Here is an 18,953-nt window from a genome sequence, read left to right on the forward strand (position 1 = left end):
CCCCCGCCGCCCGCTCACGACCGCAGGTAGGCCAGCACCGCCAGCACCCGCCGGTGCCCCGAGTCGTCCGGGTGCAGCCCGAGCTTGCCGAAGATCGACCGGATGTGCTTGCTCACCGCCGTCTCGCTCACCACCAGCAGCTCCGCGATCCGCCCGTTCCCGTGCCCCTCCGCCATCAGCGACAGCACCTCCCGCTCCCGCGCGGTCAGCGAGCGCACCGGGTCGTCCACCCGCCGCCGCACCAGCAGCTGCGTCACCACCTCCGGGTCCAGCACGGTCCCGCCGTCCGCGACCCGCCGCAGCGCGTCCAGGAACTCCTCCACCCGCCCGACCCGCTCCTTGAGCAGGTACCCGACGCCCCGCGCGCCCCCGGCCAGCAGCTCCTGCGCCGACGAGTCCGCGACGTGCGCCGACAGCACCAGCACCGGCAACCCCGGCACCAGCTCCCGCGCGCGGGCCGCCGCCCGCAGCCCCTCGTCGGTGAACCCCGGCGGCAGCCGCACGTCCACCACCGCCACGTCCGGCCGGTGCTCCACCACGGCGGCGACCAGGCCGTCCCCGTCGTCCACCGCCGCCTCGACGGTCAGCCCCTCGCTCTCCAGCAGCAGCACCAACCCCTGCCGCAGCAGCGCGTCGTCCTCCGCGATCACGACGCGCACGGCAGCTCCACCCGCACCAGCGTCGGCCCGCCGACCGGGCTGCTCACCGTCGTCGTCCCGTCGAACGCCCCGACCCGCCGCCGGATGCCCGCCAGGCCCGACCCGCCGCCCTCGGCCGCGCCGCCACGCCCGTCGTCCCCGATCTCGATCACCAGCTTGTCCGCCCTGGCCATCCGCACGCTCGCCCGCTCCGCCCCGCTGTGCTTGCCGATGTTGGTCAACGCCTCGGCGATCACGAAGTACGCCGCCGACTCCACCGCCGCCGGGGCCCGCCCCACGCCCTCGGTGGTGAGCGTGCACGGCACCCCGCAGTCCGCCACCAGCCCCGCGACCGCCCCGTCCAAACCCCGCTCGGCCAGCACCGGCGGGTAGATCTGCCGCACCACGCCCCGCAGTCCGGACAGCGCGTCCCCGGCCGCGTCCCGCGCCCGCAGCACCAGCGGCAGCGCCGACTCCGCATCCCGCCGCAGCGCCCGCTCCGCGATGCCCAGGTGCATCACCACCGCCACCAGCCGGTTCTGCGTGCTGTCGTGCAGGTCCCGCTCGATCCGCCGCAGCTCCGCCCCGTGCGCCTCGAGGGCCTCGGCGCGGCTCGCGGTCAGCTCGGCCACCCGCCGCGACAGCGCGACCCGCCTGCCCGGCGCCAGCAGCCACCGCGCGACCCGCGCGTGCCGGTCCGCCAGCCGCGGGAGCAGCACCCACGCCAGCCCCAGGTACAGCGCGGCGGCCAGCGGCATCGTCGCCGCCCACCCCCACGAGGTCACCGGCCACGGCGCGGCCACCGGGTCGTCCGCAGGCGCCACCCACCAGTAGGCGGGCGCCAGCAGGCTGTTGAGCGCGGCCAGCGGCAGCGCCGCCCCGAACGCGGAGGTGATCAGCCCTGCCGTCCCGTCCAGCGCCAACCAGCACGCGGTCCTCGGCAGCGGCCCCTCCGGCACGGCCCGCCCGGTCCTGGCCTCGATCCGCGCCCGCTCCCGCCCGGCCCAGCCGCGCAGCGCCGCCCGCGCCCTCGGCGCCAGCAACCACCCGACCCCGACCGCCGCCGAGGCCCCGACCAGCACCAGCGCCGCGAACAGCCAGAGCGAGCCGAACCCGCGCAGCGCCCCGACCCCCAGGTAGTGCGCGGCGTCCCGCCACCGCAGCCACCGCCGCATCATGGCGGCAAGGGTATAGCCGGCACCACCACGAACCGTCGCCCTGGGTGGATCGTTCGGGAGCCGCACGCTCCCTAGCGTTGCCCCCGTGCCCAGAACCACCTCACCGGACCGCCCCGCGCCCCCGACCGGGACCGCCGCGCTCGCCCTCACCGCCCTGACCAAGGTGCACGGCTCGGGGGAGAGCGCCGTCACCGCGCTGGACGACGTCTCGCTCACCCTGGAGCGCGGCACGTTCACCGCCGTCATGGGCCCGTCGGGCTCGGGCAAGAGCACCTTCCTCAACTGCGCCGCCGGGCTGGAGCGCCCCACCTCGGGCACCGTGGTGCTCGGCGGCGCCGACCTGTCCGGCCTCGACGAGAACCGCCTCACCGCGCTGCGCCGCGACCGCGTCGGCTTCGTCTTCCAGGGCTACAACCTGGTGCCGTCGCTGGACGTGCTGCGCAACGTCGAGCTGCCCCTGCTGCTGGGCGCGGGCCGCGTCGACCCGGCGTGGCGCGACGAGGTGGTGCGCAAGGTCGGCCTGACCGACCGCCTGCACCACATGCCGTCCCAGCTCTCCGGCGGCCAGCAGCAGCGCGTGGCCATCGCCAGGGCCCTGGTCACCCGGCCCGACGTGGTGTTCGCCGACGAGCCGACCGGCGCGCTGGACAGCCGCACCGGCAAGCGGGTGCTGGAGCTGCTGCGCGACGTCGTCGACGCCACCGGCCAGACCGTCCTCATGGTCACCCACGACCCGGCGGCGGCCTCCGTCGCGGACCGCGTGGTGTTCCTGCGCGACGGCCGCCTGGTGGACGAGCTGGTCGCGCCGACCGCCGAGCACGTCGCCGAGCGCATGACGGCCCTGGGGGAGTGGTGATGCGGACCCTCGCGCTCGCCTCCGTGCGGCACCGCCTCGGCTCGTTCGCGGCCGTGGCAGTGGCCGTCCTGCTCGCCTCGGCCCTGCTCACCGCGCTGGGCGTGCTGCTGGAGTCCGGCCTGCGCTCGGGCGTGCCACCGCAGCGGTACGCGGGCGCGGACGTGGTCGTGGGCGCCGCCCAGGCCGTGGAGGTGGTGGAGGACCTCGACCTGCGCCTGGCCGAGCGCGCCCCGCTGCCCGCCGACGCCGCAGCCCGCGTCGCGGCGGCGCCGGGCGTGCGCGAGGCGATCGCGGAGTCCGCGACCGCCGTGCTCGTGGACGGCGCCCCCGCGCAGGCCGTCGGCTGGGGGACGGCGGCGCTGGCCCCGTCGACCCTGGTCCGGGGCCGAGCGCCCGCCGCGCCGTCCGAGCTGGTCCTGGACGCGGGCCTGGCCGACGCCCTGTCCGCCGGTCCCGGCGACCGGGTGCAGGTCGCGGTCGGCGGCGTGCCGCAGGAGTACGAGGTCACCGGCGTGACCGACACGTCCGTGCCCCGCAGGCCCGCGCTCTACCTGACCGACCCGAGGGCGCTGGAGCTGGCGGGCGGGCAGGTCGACGTGGTGGGCGTCCTGGCGGAGCCGGGGACCACCCCCGAGGCGGTGGCCGAGTCGATCTCGCGGGCCCTGCCCGGCGCGACCACCTACACCGGCGTGCGGCGCGGTGACGCCGAGTTCCTGGACGCGGGGGAGGCGCGCGGCTACCTGGTGACGTTGTCCAGCTCGTTCGCGGGCACCGTCCTGATGATCGCCGTGCTGGTCGTGGCGAGCACCCTGACCCTGTCGATCGGGCAGCGCGCCGGGGAGCTGGCGCTGCTGCGCGCCGTGGCGGCGACCCCGGCCCAGATCCACCGCGTGGTCGGCGCGGAGGTCCTGGTCGTGTCCGGCACGGCCGCCGTCCTGGGCGCGCTGCCGGGCGTCCGGGCGGCGGGCCTGCTCCGCGACGCCTTCGCCGACGCGGGCAGGCTGCCACCCGACTTCGCCCTCGCGCTGAGCCCCGTCCCCCCGCTGGCCGCGATCCTGCTCGTCGTGGGAACCGCCCGCTTCGCCGCGTGGCTGGCCGCGCGCCGCCCCGCGTCGGCCGACCCGATGACCGCCCTGCGCGAGTCGGCGCTGCCCCCACCGCGGGTCAGCGCCCTGCGCGCCCGCTCAGGCTGGGCCTGCGTCATCTTCGGCCTCCTCCTCTGCGCGCTCCCGCTGTTCGTGCCGGGGGAGCTGGCGGCGGCGGGCGCGGCGGCGTCCGCGATGCTCACCGTGATCGGCGCGGCCCTGCTGGGCCCACGCCTGGTGCTGGCCTCGGCGTCCCTGGTGTCCCGCCCGCTCACCGCCGCGTTCCCCGTGGCCGCCCCGCTGGCCCTGGCGTCGGTCCGCGCGGACGCCCGCCGCTTCGCCTCGGTGGCCGTCCCGATCCTGCTGGCCGTGACCGTGGCGGGCGTGCAGGTGTTCACCCAGACCACGGTCGCGGCGGCGGCGGGCGCCCAGTCCGCCGAGGGGATGCGCGCCGACGTGGTCGTGGCGGGCGAGGCAGGTCTGGCGCCGCAGGTGGCGACCGCGCTGCGCGAGGTCGCCGACGAGGTCGTGCCGCTGGTGCGCGGCCAGGTCGCGGCCCGGCACACCACGCTCGGCGAACCCGCCCTGACCCCGCTGGCCGCGCAGGGCGTGGACGCCCCTGGGGCGGTGCTGGACCTGGACGTCCGCCAGGGCGGTTTGACCTCCACGACCGCCGACTCGGTGGCCCTGAGCACCCAAGCCGCAGCGACCCTGGGCGTCTCCCCTGGCGACCGCCTCCCGCTGGTCCTCGGCGACGGCGCGGAGATCACCCCGACCGTGACGGCCCTGTACGCGCGGGGCCTGGGCTACGGCGACGTGACCCTCCCGCACGACGTCCTGCTCCCGCACACCACCACCAAGCTGGACCACCTGGTCCTCGTCCGGGGCGCGGACGAGCCAGCGGTCACCGCCGCGCTCGACGGCTACGCGGGCGTGCGAGTCCTGGCGGGCAACGATCTGACGGCGGCGGGCCAGTCCGAGCGCGACGGCGACTCGTGGACCAACCTGATCGCCCTGGTCGTCCTCCTGGGCTACCTGGCCATCTCGGTCGTCAACACCCTGGTCATGGCGACCTCGCGCCGCAGCCGGGAGTTCGCCCTGCTCCGCCTGGTGGGCACCGGGAAGGCGCAGGTCCTCCGCGTGGTGGCCCTGGAAGCCCTGCTCCTGGCGTCGATCGCCCTCCTGGCAGGCGCCGCGGCCGTCCTCCCCGCCCTGGCGGGCCTGTCCTACGGCCTGACCTCCACCCCCGTCCCCACAACCCCCTGGCAGGTCTGGGCCGCGATCACCGCGACCACGCTCCTCCTGACCCTCGCCGCGACCGCCATCCCGGCCAGGACCGCCCTCCGCCCACCCCCGGTGACCCTGCTGTCCGCAGCCACCTGATCCCCTGCCCGCCGGGCCTCCCCCTCCCGGCGGGCAGACCCACCTGATTGCCCGGCGTCCCACCGGGGAACAGAAAACCCATGTCCACCACCAAATCCCCCCTCACCCCGGCCGACCGCGAGCTCCTCACCCGCCCCCTCCACGGCTTCCTCACCACCGCCGCGGGCCCGACCCCGCCCCAGGCGCGCCCGATCTGGTTCGACCTCACCGACGACGGCCTGGTCCAGTTCATCAGCGCCCCGGACGCCCTGAAGGTCCGCCGCCTGCGCCGCGACCCCCGCGCCTCGCTGATCGTCGCCGCCCCCGTCGAGGAGCGCGAGCGCTGGGTCGAGGTCACCGGCCACGTCACGATCGAGCCGAACGCGGGCCGCGACCTCTACGCCCGCATGGCCACCCGCTACTGGGACCTGTCCGACCCGACCCGCGAATCCGATCTCGCCGAGATCCACACTCAGGACTGGGACCGCCTCGTCCTGCACCCGGAGTCCGTTCGCCGCGTCGCGTTCTGAGGCAAAAGCGCCATTTCCGCCACTCGGAACTCGCCAGTGCGGTCAAAGGGGTCCTCTGTCGGAGCGCCAAGACCCCTCAACAGCGATGGTGAGCTCCGCCTGTCGTCAATCCGGAAAACTTTTCAGCGATCTTCCACCCCGAACCCCCGCGCGCTCCGGCACGACCACCGGCGAGGTGACAGCCGGTGGTCGTGCGCCGCGAACTCGCAGGCCACGCTCGGCTCCGTCCGTGCCGCGTTGATCGGCGAACCCGAAGGGGAGCTCTCCCCGTCCCTCAAGGAGATCCTCCCCACCCGCACCACTCCGCTGGACGCTCCACCCGTCCCCGGTGCCCCCTACCTGTCCTGCGTGGACAGCGACGGCGTCGAGGACGACCCGCGTTCCCCGGCCGACTACCAAGCCCTCCCGCCAGCGGAACGCGCCGCCCTGCACGACGCCCGCAGGGCGGAGCTGGTCGCCAGGTCGGCGAAGTCCCTGCCGCGGTGGACCACTGCCACAAGGTGGGCCTGCACCAGCTGCGGTGGACTTCGGCGTCAGGGGGAGGGTCGCCGCGGACCGCGAGTCGGATCCAGGGCTGTGGTGGCACTTCACCGAGGGCGCCAGCACCGCGATGGCCTCGGTGGGCCGGGCCGAGGAGGCCGAGGAGATCCACCACGAGGTCAGGGCCGCCTCGGCGGACCCGGATCAGCCGCGCGGAACTCCGTTGCGTCCAGGCAACCGCACTGGCCGACGCAGGCGCCCCCGACCAGGCCCGCACCCTGATCGAGTCCCGCACCACCACCGGTCAGAAGTCCGTCCGGAGCCCGCACCGGACAGCACCCCGCACCGGACAGCACCCAGATCCGGCTGCGCGTGGACCGCGTCCCGCTGGACGGCTCGACCACAAGACCTGCTGCAACACCTCCACCTACAACGTCGACACCCGGCGCCGCGACAACGGCGCCTGCACCTTCACCGACGTCGACGCGGCGCTGACCTGCTCCAAGGCGCCTGGATCACCCGTGAAGGCCGTCGCGGACCACATCCACCTGGCGCAGACGTCCCCGCAGAGCACCAGGTCCGGCGGCACCGGCAAGATCATCCCCGGCGCCGAGGCGTCCGGGCGCACGCTGTCCAGGATCGTGCCGGAGCTGGGCGTCCGCCGCGACGACCGGTACGAGGCGAACCGGCTGCTGGCGATGCGGCCTACAACCCGTAGAACGGGGGCGGCACGCGATCTCGTTCTCGTCGACGCCCCTGGACCGGAGCCGGAACCGCGCGGCGGGCCGGGCGCTGGGCGTCTGGTGCGCCGTGGCCCACATCCTCGAACGCGACAGCTTCCACGTCGATGTCGTCGGGTGACCAGACCCCGAGGAAGCCTGTGACCGTCCCGTCGTACTTCCCGCCGAAGCCCGCCTGCACCGCGCTCGCGACCTCCTGCTTGCCGTCGTCGTTCAGGCCGACCACCTCCACCGGCTGCACGCCCGCCCGGCCGTCGGCCGTCGTGAGCGCGCTGACCGCGACCCCGCCGACCACCGCGCTGATCCTGCCTGGCCGGGTCGATCGCACAGGGAAGACATCACGGCCCGCGGCCGAGCTGGCCCGCTGTGACCTGGTCCACAGCGGAGCTCAACGGGTCCCCGGTCGGAAGTTCCGCAACCGCAGGCTGTTCGTCACCACCAGCACCGACGACAGCGACATCGCCGCCGCCGCGATCAGCGGGTTCAGCAACCCCAGCGCGGCCAGCGGGATCGCCGCCGCGTTGTACCCGAACGCCCACACCAGGTTCCCCCGGATGGTCGACAGCGTGCGCGCCGCCAGCTCGATCGCGTCCGGCACGGCGTGCAGGTCCTCCCGCACCAGCACCACGTCCGACGCCTGCGCCGCCACGTCGCTGCCGCGCGCCACCGCCATGCCCAGGTCCGCCGACGCCAGCGCCGGACCGTCGTTCACGCCGTCGCCGACCACCGCCACCCGCCTCCCGGCCGCCCGCAGCTCCTCCACCACGGCCGCCTTGTCGGCCGGCCGCACCTCGGCGCGCACCTCCCGCACCCCGATCTCCTCGGCCACCGCCCGCGCCGCGGCGGCGCCGTCCCCGGTGAGCAGCACGGTCCGCAAACCCATGCGGTGCAACCGCTCCACCGCCGACGCCGCCGACGGCCGCACCGAGTCGCGCACCGCGATCCCGCCGACCAACCCACCGCCCCTGGCCACCAGCACCCCGGTCGCCGCCCCCAGCGAGGCGAGCCACGCCCCCGCCCGCTCCGGCACGCTCACACCCAGCTCGGCCATCAGCGCCGCCGACCCGACGACCACCTCCGCGCCCTCCACCTCACCGCGCGCGCCCGCCCCCACCAGCGCCTCGAACCCCCGCACCGCGGGAAAACCCCCACCCGCCGCGATCGCCACCGCGATCGGGTGCTCCGACGCCGACTCCACCGCCCCGGCCCACCGCAGCGCCTCACCCGGCGACGCCCCGCCGAACCCGACCGACGCCACCACCGACATCCGCCCCGTCGTCACCGTCCCGGTCTTGTCCAGCACCACGGTGTCCACCGCCCGCGTCGCCTCCAGCGCCCGAGGCCCCTTCACCAGCACCCCCAGCCCGGCCGCCCGCGCCACCCCGACCATCAGCGCGGTCGGCGTCGCCAGCCCCAGCGCGCACGGGCACGCGATGATCAGCACCGCCACCGCCGACGTGAACGCCTCGCGCGCGGTGTGCCCGGTCGCCAACCAGCCCAGCAGGGTCGCCAGCGAGATCACCAGCACCACCGGCACGAACACCGCGCACACCCGGTCCACCAGCCGCTGCACCCCGGCCTTGCGCTGCGCCGCCTGCTCGGCCAGCGCGCTCATCTGCGCCAGCTGCGTGTTCGCCCCGACCTCGGTGGCCCGCACCACGACCCGCCCGGTCCGGTTCACCGTCCCGCCGACCACCCGCGACCCCTCGGCCACCTCCACCGGCGCCGACTCGCCGGTCATCGCCGAAGCGTCCACAGCGGACGCACCCTCGACCACGACCCCGTCCGCGGGCAGCGCCTCACCGGGGCGCACGACGAACAGCTCGCCCACCTCCAGCAGCGCCGCGGGCACCGCGTGCTCCACCCCGTCCCGCAGCACCCGCGCGTCCTTCGCCGCCAGGTCCGCCAACGCCGTCAGCAACCCCACAGCGTTGCGCCGCGACCGCGTCTCGAAGTACCGCCCCGCGAGGAGGAAGGTGGTCACCCCGGCCGCCACGTCCAGGTACACCGCGTCCGCGCCGCCGTCGGTCACCCCGAACCCGAGCCAGTAGCCCGGCCCCGACGACCCGGCCAGCATCGACCACACCGCCCACCCGAACGACGCCAGCACCCCGATCGACACCAGCGTGTCCATGCTCGACGACCCGTGCCGCAACGTCCGCGCCGCCGCCCGGTGGAACGGCCACGCCGAGTAGAACACCACCGGCACCGCCAGCAGCGCGCACAGCGCCTCCCACCCGGTGAACCGCAGCGACGGCGCCAGCGCCAGGCTGATCGACAGGTTCCCCAGCGGGATCGCCAGCACCGCCGCCACAACGAGCCTGCGCCGCAGGTCGTTCACCGCCGCCGTGTGCCCGGCCCGGTCGTCCTCGGCCCGCCGCCGCACCCGCGCGTCGTACCCGGCCTTGCGCACGGCCTCCACCGCGTCCCGCGCGTCCATCCCCTCGGGCAGGTGCACCACCGCCCGCTCGGTCGCGTAGTTCACCGACGCCCGCACGCCGTCCAGCTTGTTCAGCTTGCGCTCCACGCGCGTCGCGCACGCCGCGCACGTCATCCCGGACACCGCCAGCTCCACCGGCCCGCCCGCCACCGCCACCGCTGCGCTCATCACTGCTTCCTCGAAGTCCCCGCGGAAAAGCGCGCCGGACCGACCCCGGCGCGGTCGTGCCTCAACGCCGCTCGGACAGCTCCGCCAGCATCGCGTTGTACGCGGCCAGCCGCTCGTCCTCGTCGTTGTCGTCGCGCCGGTCCATCCGCACCGCCTCCTTGCGGTCGGCCGCCGCCCACTGCGCCATCAGCGCGATCACCACCACCAGCATCGGGATCTCCCCGGTGGCCCAGGCGATCCCGCCGCCGAGCCGCTGGTCCGCCATCAGGTCCGGCAACCAGGACAGCGCCACCTCCCGGTAGTGCGACTCGGCGATCACCGACTGACCGTTCATCAGGATCACGCCGAAGAACGCGTGGAACGGCATCACCGCGAACAGCATCCCCAGCCGCGCCAGGTGCGGCAGCGGCCTCGGCGGCCGGTCGACGCCGATCACCAGCCAGTAGAAGACGTACCCGGTCATCAGGAAGTGGACGTTCATCAGCACGTGCGCCCAGTGCTGCCCCACGGCCTCGCCGAACAGCGGCGAGAAGTACAGCGCGTAGAACGAGGCGACGAACACGACCGCCGCGAACGCGGGGTGCGAGACGATCCGCGTCCACCGGCAGTGCAGCAGCGCCACCACCCACGCGCGCGGCCCCGGCGGCAGCGCGCGCAGCGCCAGCGTCACCGGACCGCCCAGCACCAGCAGCACCGGGGCCAGCATGTTCAACGACATGTGCGCCACCATGTGCGCGCTGAACATCGCGGGCGCGTACCGGCCGACCCCGGACGAGGTCGCCAGCAGCAGCACCAGGCACCCGCCCAGCCACGCCGCGACCCGGTGCGCGGGCCACGCGTCCCCGCGCCGCCGCAGCACCCGCACCCCGCGCAGGTAGAGCAGCGCCGCCAGCACCGCGCCCAACCCGATCACCAGGTCGAACCGCCAGCCCACCACGATCTCGGAGAACCCCGGCCCCGCAGGGAGCTCGTACCCCAGCACGGTCTCCTGCGCCGACGGCCGCGTCGACGTCCACCGCGGCGGCACCAGGTGCGCCAGCCCCGCCGAGGCGCCCATGGCCACGCCCAGCGCCACCACCTCGACGGCCAGCGGCCACCGCGCGCCCCACCGCGTGCCTGCCACCCGGCCGCGCGAGCCCAGCACCAGCGCGCACACCAGCAGCTTCAAGCCCAGCAGCGCCCCGAACCCGGACAGCAGCCCGGACGGCGTCGCCAGCGCCAGCCCCGCGACCGACCCGCTCAGCGCCACCACGACCAGGCACACCGCCGTCACCCGCCGGCACCGGCCCAGCACCCGCTCGCGGTCCGGCCCGCCGCGCCGCAGGAACGAGCGCAGCGCCACCAGCGACCCCACCCACACGGCCGCCGCCGGGACGTGCCACAGCACCGCGTTCGTCGCCACGTCGTGCCACGCGCCCCCCGACACGTGCCCCATCACCACCGGCGGCAGCAGCGCCAGCACCGACAGCGCCAGCCAGGTCACCGTCGTCGGCCAGGTCAGCGTCACCCGCGCGCCCCACACCACGACCGCCACCACCACCGCCGTCACCAGCCACGCCTTCGGCTCGTCGGTCGCGTCGACCAGCCCCGCGAGGTTGGCCCACACCACCGACTGCGGCTGCCCCGAGGCGTCACCGGCCGCCAGCGGCACCGCGGCCAGCGCCGCCACCAGCCACACCGGGGACGCCAGCGCCGCCAGCCGCAGCGCCGCGTACGCGTCGGCGGTCAGCTTCCCGTCCCGCCTGCCCGGCGCCACGAACGCCGCGAACGCCAGCGCGCCCGCCGTCACCGACCCCGCGCCGTCCGCGACCAGCCGCACCACCCCGAGCAGCCACCCGGCCACCCGGCCCGGATCGCGGTCGCCCAGCACCCCGTGCACGTCCCCGGCGGCCAGCACCACGGCCGTGACGCACAGCACCGCCAGACCGCCTGCCAGCGCGGCGGCCCTGTCAACCCTCATGTCCCACCGGTCGTCCAGACGGCTCGGAAAGTTCCGGGCACTTCCCGGAACTTCCCCACGCTCCCACCGACCAACTGGGCGAACAGCCCGTCCGAACGACCGGAGGCGAACCCGATGTCACGAACGCCACAGCCGCGCAGGTCCAACCCCGTCACCACCGGGCGCGGACCCTCGCTCAACGCCGTCCTCACCGGGGTCGTCGCGCTCGTCGCGGTCCTGGTGATCGGCGGCGTCCTGGTGGTCAACCGCTCCTCCGGCGGGAGCGCCGACCAGTCCAGGCTGCTGCCCGCCGACGCGCACACGCTGTCCGCGGTGGAGGGCAACCGGGTGACCCTGGTGGAGTTCCTCGACTACCAGTGCCCCGCCTGCGCGTCCTACTACTCCGGCATCACCAAGCAGCTGGAGGAGGACTACCGGGGCCGGATCACCTTCGCCACCCGCAACTTCCCGCTCGACGTCCACCCGCTGGCCCCGCTCGCCGCCCGCGCCGCCGAGGCCGCGGGCGAGCAGGGCGGGCAGACCGGGATGTACCACGCGCTCTACGGCGGGTTCCAGGACTGGGCCGTCACCGGCCAGGCCACCGCCACCGACGAGGCCGCCGCGCGGGCCGCGTTCGAGCGCTACGCCCAGGACCTCGGCCTGGACGTCGACCGCTTCCGGACCGACCTGGACTCCGACGCCGTCAAGGCCGCCGTCGACCGCGACGTCGCCGACGGCAAGGCCCTCGGCGTCACCGGCACCCCGACGTTCTTCGTCGGCGGCGAGCGCTTCGAGCCCACCGGGCAGACCCTGCGGGCGGTGGGCGACGAGCTGCGCGCCGCGCTCGACGAGGCGCTGGCCGGGTGAACCGCGCGCTGGCCCGGCTCAGCGTCCTCGGCGGCGGCCTCGGCCTGGCCGCCGCGTCCGCGCTGACCGTCGAGAAGATCGCCAAGCTCCGGGACCCGGCCTACGTGCCGACCTGCTCGATCAACCCGGTCATCGCCTGCGGCTCGGTCATGGACAGCCCGCAGGCGGCGGCGTTCGGCTTCCCCAACCCGCTCATCGGCATCGCCGCCTTCGCCGTCGTGGTGACGGTCGGCGTCACCGTCCTCGCAGGCTTCCGGCCGCCGCGCTGGTTCCGGGTGGCGTTCAGCGCGGGCACCGCGCTCGGCGCGGTGTTCGTGCACTGGCTGATCGCCGCGAGCCTGTACGACATCCGCGCGCTGTGCCCGTACTGCGTGGTGGTGTGGGCGGTGACGATCCCGCTGGCCTGGTACAGCGCCCTGGACACCTGGTCCTGGCTCGCGCCGCTCAAGCGGGTGCACAGCGCGGTGCTCGCGCTCTGGTGCGCGGTGATCGCCGCGCTGGTGCTCGGCGCGTTCTGGGACTACTGGACCAGCCTGCTGTGACCCCCCCGCCCGGCCCCGGTCCGCGCGACCGGGGTCGGGGCCCGCCCGAGCACGCCGGTCAGCCGACCTCGCTGGCCTCGCCCACGTCGACCGCCCGCACCAGGTCGTCGCGCGCCCGCGCCACCCGCGACCGGATCGTGCCCACCGGGCACCCCGCCACGTCCGCGGCCTCCGCGTACGACAGCCCCAGCACCTGCGTCAGCACCAGCGCCTCGCGCCGGTCCTGGTCCAGCGAGTCCAGCAGCAGGTTCAGCTCGACCGCGTCCTCGAACCCGGTCGGCGCGGGCTTGCGGTCCGCCTCGCGCACCCAGTCCGCCCCCGGCGACAGCCGCGGCCGGGACTGCGCCATCCGCACCTGGTCCACCACGACCCGCCGCGCGATCACCAGCAGCCACGTGCGCGCCGACGACCGCCCGGCGAACCGGTGCAGGCTCGTCAGCGCGCGGGCGTAGGTCTCCTGCGACAGGTCGTCGGCCACGTCGACCCCGGCGAGGTGCGCGGTGAACCGCCACACGTCGCGCTGGGTGCCGCGCACGAACTGCTCCAGGGCGTTCCGGTCACCGGAGCGCGCCCGCAGCGCCCAGCGCGTCACCTCGTCGTCGGGAGTCGGAGTCGTCACGACCCGGATCGTAGTCACCCGCCGTCGGGAACCGGTGAGCCGAATGGCCCGACCATAGTGGTGTGGACTGCGACACCTGCCGCGAGGCGCTCTCGGCCCGGCTGGACGGGGAGGCCGCGCCCCTGCCCCCGGCGTGGACGGACGCGCACCTGGCCAAGTGCCCCGACTGCGCGCGCTGGCGGGACCGCGCGCAGGCGCTCACCAGGGTGGTCCGGGTCCGCGAGGCGCCCGCCGTCCCGGACCTGGCGGCCGTGGTGCTGGCCGACCTGCCGCCCGCGCACGTCGCGCTGCGCCCCCGGCTCGCGCTCGCCGCCGTGGCGCTGGCGCAGCTCTGGCTCGCGCTGGCCCAGCTGCTCACCGGCGCGACCGGCCACGACGTCACCGCGGGTCACGGCGCGCAGGGCCTGTCCGGGCACCTGTTCAACGAGGGCGCGGCGTGGAACCTGGCGCTGGGCGTCGGCCTGCTGGTGGCGGCGGTGGACGGCAGGCGCGCGTCCGGCCTGCTGCCCACGCTCGGCGGGTTCGTCGTGCTGCTGCTGGGCTTCTCCGCGCACGACCTGGCCGAGGGCGCCGCGACCGCCACCAGGGTCTCCTCCCACCTGCCGCTCGTCGTGGGCCTGGTGCTGCTGCTCCTCGTCGCGCGGGCGCACCGCGACCACCCGGCGCCCGAGTCCGCCGCCCGCCCCGGACCGGGACCGGCGCGCACCGCCGACCACGACGTCCCACCGCCGCGAGCCGGCCGCGCGCCCACCCGCCACCTGCGACCGATCGCACACCGAGGGGCCGCGTGAGACGCGCCACGCCGGGCAATCGGGTTGCCCCGAGCGCGCGTGCGGTGGACAGTGCGCGGGTGCTGATCCGACCCGAGCGCCCCGCCGACGTCCCCGCGATCCGCGCGGTCACCGCCGCCGCGTTCACCCGCCCCGACCCGAGCGCCGCCGACCTGCGCGACGGCGCGCCCGCGGAGGCGTGGCTGGTGGACGAGCTGCGCGCCGACGCCGGGTGGCTGCCCGCGCTGTCCCTGGTGGCGCAGGACCCGGACGGCGCGGTGGTCGGCCACGTCGTGGCGACCAGGGGAGCGGTCGGCGACCTCCCCGCGCTCGGCCTGGGGCCGCTGTCCGTGCGCCCGGACCGGCAGCGCTCCGGCGTCGGCAGCGCGCTCGTGCACGCCCTGCTCGGCGCGGCCGACGCGCTCGGCGAACCGCTCGTGGCCCTGCTCGGCGATCCCGGCTACTACCACCGGTTCGGCTTCCTGCCGTGCGGCGAGGTCGGCGTCGCGCCGCCGGTTCCCGAGTGGGAGCCGCACTTCCAGGTCCGCCCGCTCGCCGCGCACGACCCCGCCGCGCGCGGGACCTTCCGCTACGCCGAGCCGTTCGACCGCCTGTAGGCAAGTCCTGAGTGGACGGTCAGGGCGCCAGCGCCTTGTCCAGCGTCCGCAGGCACTGCGTCAGGGCCTCGTGCTTCGGCGCGCCCTGCGTGCTGACCATGTCCCAGGTGGAGAACAGCAGGCTCCACACCACGTTCAGCACCCAGTCCCGCCCCAGTGCCGCGTCCACGTCGCCCTCGGCGTGCCCCCGGCCGATCGCGTCCCGCACCGAGTGGTCGGACGGCGTCTCGTCGGGCCACTCCCGCCCGTTCGGCGCGACCGGGCTGTTGAACATCAGCGTCAGCACGTCGCCCAGCTCGAAGTACTCCTGGCACAGCCGCCCGAGCGCCGCCCGCGCCGACCCGTCGTCCAGCCTGGCCCGCGTGGTGGCCGAGGCGATCTGCTCGTCGACGTGCGCGGTCACCGCCGCCAGCAGGTCGGCCCGCTCGGGGAAGTACCGGTGCAGGGTGGTCCGCCCGACCCCGGCGGCGGTGGCGATCTCGCCCAGCGGCACGGCCGCGTTCGCGCTCAGCTCCCGCACGGCCGCGTCCAGGATCGCCCGCCGGGTCCTGGCCCGTGAACCGGACTCGGCCTTCGGGGACCCGGCCTTCACGACGGGTTCGCTGCGCGCCTCGCTCATGGGGGAACCGTACTGCCCATCCCCAAACGGAATCATCTTTGACAACTTTGGAACACTGGTGTTCTACTTTTGAGCATGAATCCCCCGAAGGTGAAGCAGGCACTACCGCGCTTGCGGGTGCTCTGGTCGTTCGCCCGCCCGCACAGGGGCGCCCTCGCCCTCGGGTTGGCGCTGTCCCTGGTCGGCTCGGCCACCACCCTGGCCGCCCCGATGGTCACCAAGTGGGTCCTCGACTCGCTCGGCGCGGGCGGCTCGCTGGCCGCCCCGGTCGGCACGATGCTCGCCCTGCTGGTCGCGGGCGTGGTGATCTGGACCATCCAGTGGGTGATCCTCGGCGAGCTCGGCGAGCGCGTCGTGCTCGACGCCCGCGAGTCCATGGTCAAGCGGCTGCTGCGCGCCACCGTGCCCGCCGTGACCGGCCGACCCGGCGGCGAGCTGGTCACCAGGGTCACCTCGGACACCGTGCTGCTGCGCGAGGCCGCGTCCAGCAGCGTGATCGGGCTGGTCAACGGCGCCGTCACGCTCGTCGGCACGCTCGTGCTGATGGCCGTGCTCGACCTCGCGCTGCTCGGCGCCACGGTGGTCTCGGTCGTGGTGCTCGGCGTCGTGTTCGCCGTCCTGATGCCCGCCATCGCCCGCGAGCAGGAGCTCGCGCAGGACCACGTCGGCAAGCTCGGCGGCGTCCTGGAGGGCACGCTGCGCGCCATCCGCACGGTCAAGGCCAGCCGGGCCGAGGCGCGGCAGGCCGAGCGGGTCCTCGGCGACGCGCGCGCCGCCTACCGGCACAGCGTCCGGGCCGTGCGGCGCGAGGCCGTCGCCTGGACCGTGGCCTGGTCGGGCATCCAGTTCGCGATCATCCTCGTGCTGGGGCTCGGCGCGTGGCGGGTCTCGCAGGGCGCGCTGGAGGTGTCGAGCCTGATCGCGTTCCTGCTGTACGCGTTCGGCCTGATGGACCCGGTGACCGAGCTCAGCCGCAACGTCACCGCGCTGCAGGCCGGGATCGCGGCGGCCGGGCGCATCCGCGACGTGGACGCGCTGGAGGTCGAGCGGGACGAGCCGGGCGCCACCGCCCCCGAGGGCTTTGCCGACGCCCCGATCCTGGAGCTGCGCGGCGTGGTCGCCGGGTACGGCGGCGAACCGGCGGTGCGCGGCGTCGACCTGGTCGTGCCCCGGCGCGGGCACACCGCCGTCGTCGGGCCGTCCGGCGCGGGCAAGACCACCCTGCTGTCGCTGGTGCTGCGCTTCCTGGAGCCCAGCGGGGGAGAGGTCCTCCTCGGCGGGCGCCCGTACCGCGAGCACAGCCACTCCGAGCTGCGCGCGCGGCTGGCGTACGTGGAGCAGGAGACGCCCGTGCTGCCGGGGTCGATCCGGGACAACCTGCTGTTCACGCACCCCGACGCGGGCGAGGACGAGCTGTGGCGGGTGCTGCGGCAGGTGCGCCTGGACGAGGTCGTGGCCGCGCTCCCGGACGGGCTCGACACCCCGCTCGGGCCGTCGAGCATGTCCGGCGGGCAGCGGCAGCGGATCGCGCTGGCGCGGGCGGTCCTGCGCGCGCCGGACGTGCTGCTGCTGGACGAGGCGACCGCGCAGGTCGACGGGCTGACCGAGGCCGCCGTGCACGAGTGCGTGCGGGAGCGGGCGCGGCACGGCGCGGTGGTCACCGTGGCGCACCGGCTGTCCACGGTGATCGACGCGGACACCATCGTGGTGATGGAGGACGGCCGGGTGCGGGCGTCCGGCACGCACGCCGGGCTGCTCGCGACCGACGAGCTGTACCGCGAGCTGGTGGCGGCGCTGCGGATCTCCGACGGGGCCGCGCCGTCCGAGCCGGTCGCGCCCGCGGCGGTCGTGGCCTGATCCACGCGGTCCGGGGACCACGCCGGTCCCCGGACCGCTGCCGAGCAGTGCTCGGTTTCCGCTTCCCCCACCCCCGCCCGGACTGCTAACGTCCCCTCCCGGCGTTCATATACGAACGTTCTTATTGGAGGGCCCATGGCTGCGCGTTCCGTTGGTGTCATGCTTCTTCGCGACCTCCCCCACGGGCAGGTCCTGGACTACGCGCGTCGCGCCGAGGCGGTCGGCTTCGACGAGCTGTGGGTGGTGGAGGACCTCGGCTTCCGGGGCGGCGTCGCGCAGACCGCGGCCGTCCTCGCCGCCACCAGGTCGATCACCGTGGGCATCGGCATCCTGCCCGCCGCGATCCGCAACCCGGTGTTCGCCGCCATGGAGATCGCCACCCTCGGTCAGCTCTTCCCCGGCCGCGTGACCATCGGCGTGGGGCACGGGATGCCCGACTGGATGCGCTCCGCAGGCGCCCTCCCGGACAGCCCGCTCACCCTCCTCGGCGAGCACCTCACCGCGATCCGCGCGCTCCTGCGCGGCGAGACGGTCACCACCCGTGGCCGCTACGTCACCCTCACCGAGGCCCGCCTGGAGCCGTCCTCGCTGCCCGAAATCGTCCCGCCGGTGCTCGCCGGCGTGCGCGGCCCGAAGTCCCTGGCCCTGTCCGGCCGGGTCGCGGACGGCACCGTGCTCGCCGAGCCCTGCACCCCCGAGTACGTCCGCGCCTCCGTCGAGAAGACCGCCGCGTCCCCGCACAGCGTGGTCACCTACAACGCCGCCAGCGTCCACCCCGACACCGCGACCGCCGTCGCCGAGGTCCGCCCCGGCCTTGCCTGGATCGGCGAGCCCGACTGGGCCCCGCACCTGGCCCCGCTCCCGTTCGCCGCCGAGTTCGCCCAGCTCCGCGCCTCCTGCGCCACCCGCGAGGAGTTCGCCCAGCGCATCCCCCTGGAGTGGGTCACCCAGCTGGCGCTGGCGGGCACCCCCGACGAGGTGCGCGCCCGCAACGCCGAGCTGTTCGACGCGGGCGTCACCACCTCCGTCCTCATCCCCGCCGCGGCCGACCCGCTCGCCGCGCTCCCGGCACTGGCGTCCGCCCGGTGACCCGCACCCGGCGCACCGACCCCGACCGCAGGGAGCGCATCGTCGAGGCGGCGCTGGAGGTGATCGCCGAGCACGGCGCCCCCGGCGCCACCTACCGCTCGGTCGCGGAGGCGGCCGACGTGCCGCTCGGCTCGATGACCTACCACTTCCCGACCCGCGACGACCTGCTCCACGCGGCGTTCTCCCGGCTGGCCGACACGATGCACGCCAGGTTCGACCGGATCCTGGCCGACATCGGCCCCGACGAGGACCCGCGCGAGGGGGTCGTCCGGATCATCACCACCCAGGGCGAGGGCTACGGCAGGGACATGGTGCTGTCCGCCGAGCTCTACGCCCTGGCCGTGCGCGAGCCGCGCTACCGCGAGCTGATCCAGGACTGGATGCTGCGCTCGCGCGCCTCCCTGGCCCGCCACTTCCCGCCCGAGCTGGCCCCCATGATCGACGCCCTCCAGGAGGGCCTGATCCTGCACAGCCACATCTCCACCGAGCCGTTCGACGCGGACCGCGTCCGCCAGGCCGTGCACCGCCTCATCGGCCCGCCGCCCCAGGACTGACCC

The 18,953-nt window shown here is 75.5% G+C and carries 18 protein-coding genes; 10 read left to right on the forward strand and 8 right to left on the reverse strand.

What is annotated here, in order from left to right; all coding sequences use genetic code 11:
* Positions 1-14: 14 nt before the first annotated feature.
* Both CNX65_RS13975 and CNX65_RS13980 read right to left on the reverse strand, forming a co-directional pair.
* A complete protein-coding gene (locus tag CNX65_RS13975) occupies positions 15-659 on the reverse strand; it encodes a response regulator (protein ID WP_096493241.1) in 645 nt (214 codons plus the stop codon).
* Entirely contained in the window at positions 647-1,816 is a 1,170-nt protein-coding gene (locus CNX65_RS13980) for a sensor histidine kinase (RefSeq protein ID WP_198320470.1), read from the reverse strand. Before CNX65_RS13980 ends, CNX65_RS13975 begins: the two co-directional genes overlap by 13 nt.
* An 85-nt stretch (positions 1,817-1,901) precedes the next feature.
* On the opposite strand from CNX65_RS13980, the gene CNX65_RS13985 reads away from it, so the two are divergent.
* The 3 genes from CNX65_RS13985 (at position 1,902) to CNX65_RS13995 (ending at position 5,649) form a co-directional block, all read left to right on the forward strand.
* Positions 1,902-2,672 (forward strand): ABC transporter ATP-binding protein, encoded by a 771-nt coding sequence (locus CNX65_RS13985; protein WP_096493243.1) that lies wholly within the window; start codon positions 1,902-1,904, stop codon positions 2,670-2,672.
* Positions 2,672-5,140: an ABC transporter permease gene (locus CNX65_RS13990; RefSeq protein WP_096493245.1), complete on the forward strand. Its 2,469-nt coding sequence runs from the start codon at positions 2,672-2,674 to the stop codon at positions 5,138-5,140. The genes CNX65_RS13985 and CNX65_RS13990 overlap by 1 nt, the downstream gene beginning before the upstream one ends.
* An 80-nt stretch (positions 5,141-5,220) precedes the next feature.
* Positions 5,221-5,649, forward strand: a complete 429-nt coding sequence (locus CNX65_RS13995) for a pyridoxamine 5'-phosphate oxidase family protein (protein ID WP_096493247.1) — start codon at positions 5,221-5,223, stop codon at positions 5,647-5,649.
* 907 nt (positions 5,650-6,556) lie between these two features.
* On the opposite strand, the gene CNX65_RS14000 is transcribed toward CNX65_RS13995, so the two are convergent.
* From CNX65_RS14000 to CNX65_RS14015, 4 genes are all read right to left on the reverse strand, one after another.
* Entirely contained in the window at positions 6,557-6,757 is a 201-nt protein-coding gene (locus CNX65_RS14000; RefSeq protein WP_096493249.1) for a hypothetical protein, read from the reverse strand.
* Positions 6,758-6,834: 77 nt separating this feature from the next.
* Positions 6,835-7,164, reverse strand: coding sequence for a hypothetical protein (locus CNX65_RS14005; protein WP_096493251.1), 330 nt, complete (start codon positions 7,162-7,164; stop codon positions 6,835-6,837).
* Between the two features lie 93 nt (positions 7,165-7,257).
* Positions 7,258-9,477 carry a heavy metal translocating P-type ATPase gene (locus CNX65_RS14010; protein WP_096493253.1) on the reverse strand — a complete coding sequence of 740 codons (2,220 nt, stop codon included), beginning with the start codon at positions 9,475-9,477 and terminating at the stop codon, positions 7,258-7,260.
* 61 nt (positions 9,478-9,538) lie between these two features.
* On the reverse strand, positions 9,539-11,437 hold the full coding sequence (locus CNX65_RS14015; protein ID WP_096493255.1) for a cytochrome c oxidase assembly protein: 1,899 nt from the start codon (positions 11,435-11,437) through the stop codon (positions 9,539-9,541).
* A gap of 114 nt (positions 11,438-11,551) precedes the next feature.
* Between CNX65_RS14015 and CNX65_RS14020 the strand changes: the two genes are divergently transcribed.
* Entirely contained in the window at positions 11,552-12,283 is a 732-nt protein-coding gene (locus CNX65_RS14020) for a DsbA family protein (RefSeq protein WP_096493257.1), read from the forward strand.
* On the forward strand, positions 12,280-12,825 hold the full coding sequence (locus CNX65_RS14025; RefSeq protein ID WP_096493259.1) for a vitamin K epoxide reductase family protein: 546 nt from the start codon (positions 12,280-12,282) through the stop codon (positions 12,823-12,825). The genes CNX65_RS14020 and CNX65_RS14025 overlap by 4 nt, the downstream gene beginning before the upstream one ends.
* Positions 12,826-12,883: 58 nt before the next feature.
* Here the strand turns inward: CNX65_RS14025 and CNX65_RS14030 are convergent, their stop codons facing one another.
* Positions 12,884-13,444 (reverse strand): sigma-70 family RNA polymerase sigma factor, encoded by a 561-nt coding sequence (locus CNX65_RS14030; protein ID WP_232519820.1) that lies wholly within the window; start codon positions 13,442-13,444, stop codon positions 12,884-12,886.
* A 62-nt stretch (positions 13,445-13,506) separates the two neighbouring features.
* Here CNX65_RS14030 and CNX65_RS14035 point away from each other — a divergent pair, with 62 nt between their 5' ends.
* Entirely contained in the window at positions 13,507-14,235 is a 729-nt protein-coding gene (locus CNX65_RS14035; protein ID WP_096493263.1) for a zf-HC2 domain-containing protein, read from the forward strand.
* Between the two features lie 59 nt (positions 14,236-14,294).
* Positions 14,295-14,831 carry a GNAT family N-acetyltransferase gene (locus CNX65_RS14040; RefSeq protein ID WP_177154381.1) on the forward strand — a complete coding sequence of 179 codons (537 nt, stop codon included), beginning with the start codon at positions 14,295-14,297 and terminating at the stop codon, positions 14,829-14,831.
* A 19-nt stretch (positions 14,832-14,850) separates the two neighbouring features.
* Here the strand turns inward: CNX65_RS14040 and CNX65_RS14045 are convergent, their stop codons facing one another.
* Positions 14,851-15,450: a TetR/AcrR family transcriptional regulator gene (locus CNX65_RS14045; RefSeq protein ID WP_232519821.1), complete on the reverse strand. Its 600-nt coding sequence runs from the start codon at positions 15,448-15,450 to the stop codon at positions 14,851-14,853.
* A 75-nt stretch (positions 15,451-15,525) separates the two neighbouring features.
* Here CNX65_RS14045 and CNX65_RS14050 point away from each other — a divergent pair, with 75 nt between their 5' ends.
* From CNX65_RS14050 to CNX65_RS14060, 3 genes are all read left to right on the forward strand, one after another.
* Complete coding sequence (locus CNX65_RS14050) at positions 15,526-17,307, forward strand: ABC transporter ATP-binding protein (protein WP_198320471.1); 1,782 nt, start codon at positions 15,526-15,528, stop codon at positions 17,305-17,307.
* A gap of 159 nt (positions 17,308-17,466) precedes the next feature.
* Positions 17,467-18,396 carry an LLM class flavin-dependent oxidoreductase gene (locus CNX65_RS14055; protein ID WP_232519822.1) on the forward strand — a complete coding sequence of 310 codons (930 nt, stop codon included), beginning with the start codon at positions 17,467-17,469 and terminating at the stop codon, positions 18,394-18,396.
* On the forward strand, positions 18,393-18,950 hold the full coding sequence (locus CNX65_RS14060) for a TetR/AcrR family transcriptional regulator (RefSeq protein WP_096493273.1): 558 nt from the start codon (positions 18,393-18,395) through the stop codon (positions 18,948-18,950). The genes CNX65_RS14055 and CNX65_RS14060 overlap by 4 nt, the downstream gene beginning before the upstream one ends.
* Positions 18,951-18,953 lie beyond the last annotated feature (3 nt).

The organism is Actinosynnema pretiosum (assembly GCF_002354875.1).
In the GTDB taxonomy this organism is placed as follows: Bacteria; Actinomycetota; Actinomycetes; order Mycobacteriales; family Pseudonocardiaceae; genus Actinosynnema; species Actinosynnema auranticum.

Excerpts from the sequence above, each read along its gene's own strand:
- CNX65_RS13980 (WP_198320470.1), bottom strand. The coding sequence starts at position 1,816 with ATGATGCGGCGGTGGCTGCGGTGGCGGGACGCCGCGCACTACCTGGGG.
- CNX65_RS13990 (WP_096493245.1), top strand. The coding sequence starts at position 2,672 with ATGCGGACCCTCGCGCTCGCCTCCGTGCGGCACCGCCTCGGCTCGTTC.
- CNX65_RS13995 (WP_096493247.1), top strand. The coding sequence starts at position 5,221 with ATGTCCACCACCAAATCCCCCCTCACCCCGGCCGACCGCGAGCTCCTC.
- CNX65_RS14010 (WP_096493253.1), bottom strand. The coding sequence starts at position 9,477 with ATGAGCGCAGCGGTGGCGGTGGCGGGCGGGCCGGTGGAGCTGGCGGTG.
- CNX65_RS14015 (WP_096493255.1), bottom strand. The coding sequence starts at position 11,437 with ATGAGGGTTGACAGGGCCGCCGCGCTGGCAGGCGGTCTGGCGGTGCTG.
- CNX65_RS14020 (WP_096493257.1), top strand. The coding sequence starts at position 11,552 with ATGTCACGAACGCCACAGCCGCGCAGGTCCAACCCCGTCACCACCGGG.
- CNX65_RS14045 (WP_232519821.1), bottom strand. The coding sequence starts at position 15,450 with ATGAGCGAGGCGCGCAGCGAACCCGTCGTGAAGGCCGGGTCCCCGAAG.
- CNX65_RS14050 (WP_198320471.1), top strand. The coding sequence starts at position 15,526 with ATGAATCCCCCGAAGGTGAAGCAGGCACTACCGCGCTTGCGGGTGCTC.
- CNX65_RS14055 (WP_232519822.1), top strand. The coding sequence starts at position 17,467 with ATGCTTCTTCGCGACCTCCCCCACGGGCAGGTCCTGGACTACGCGCGT.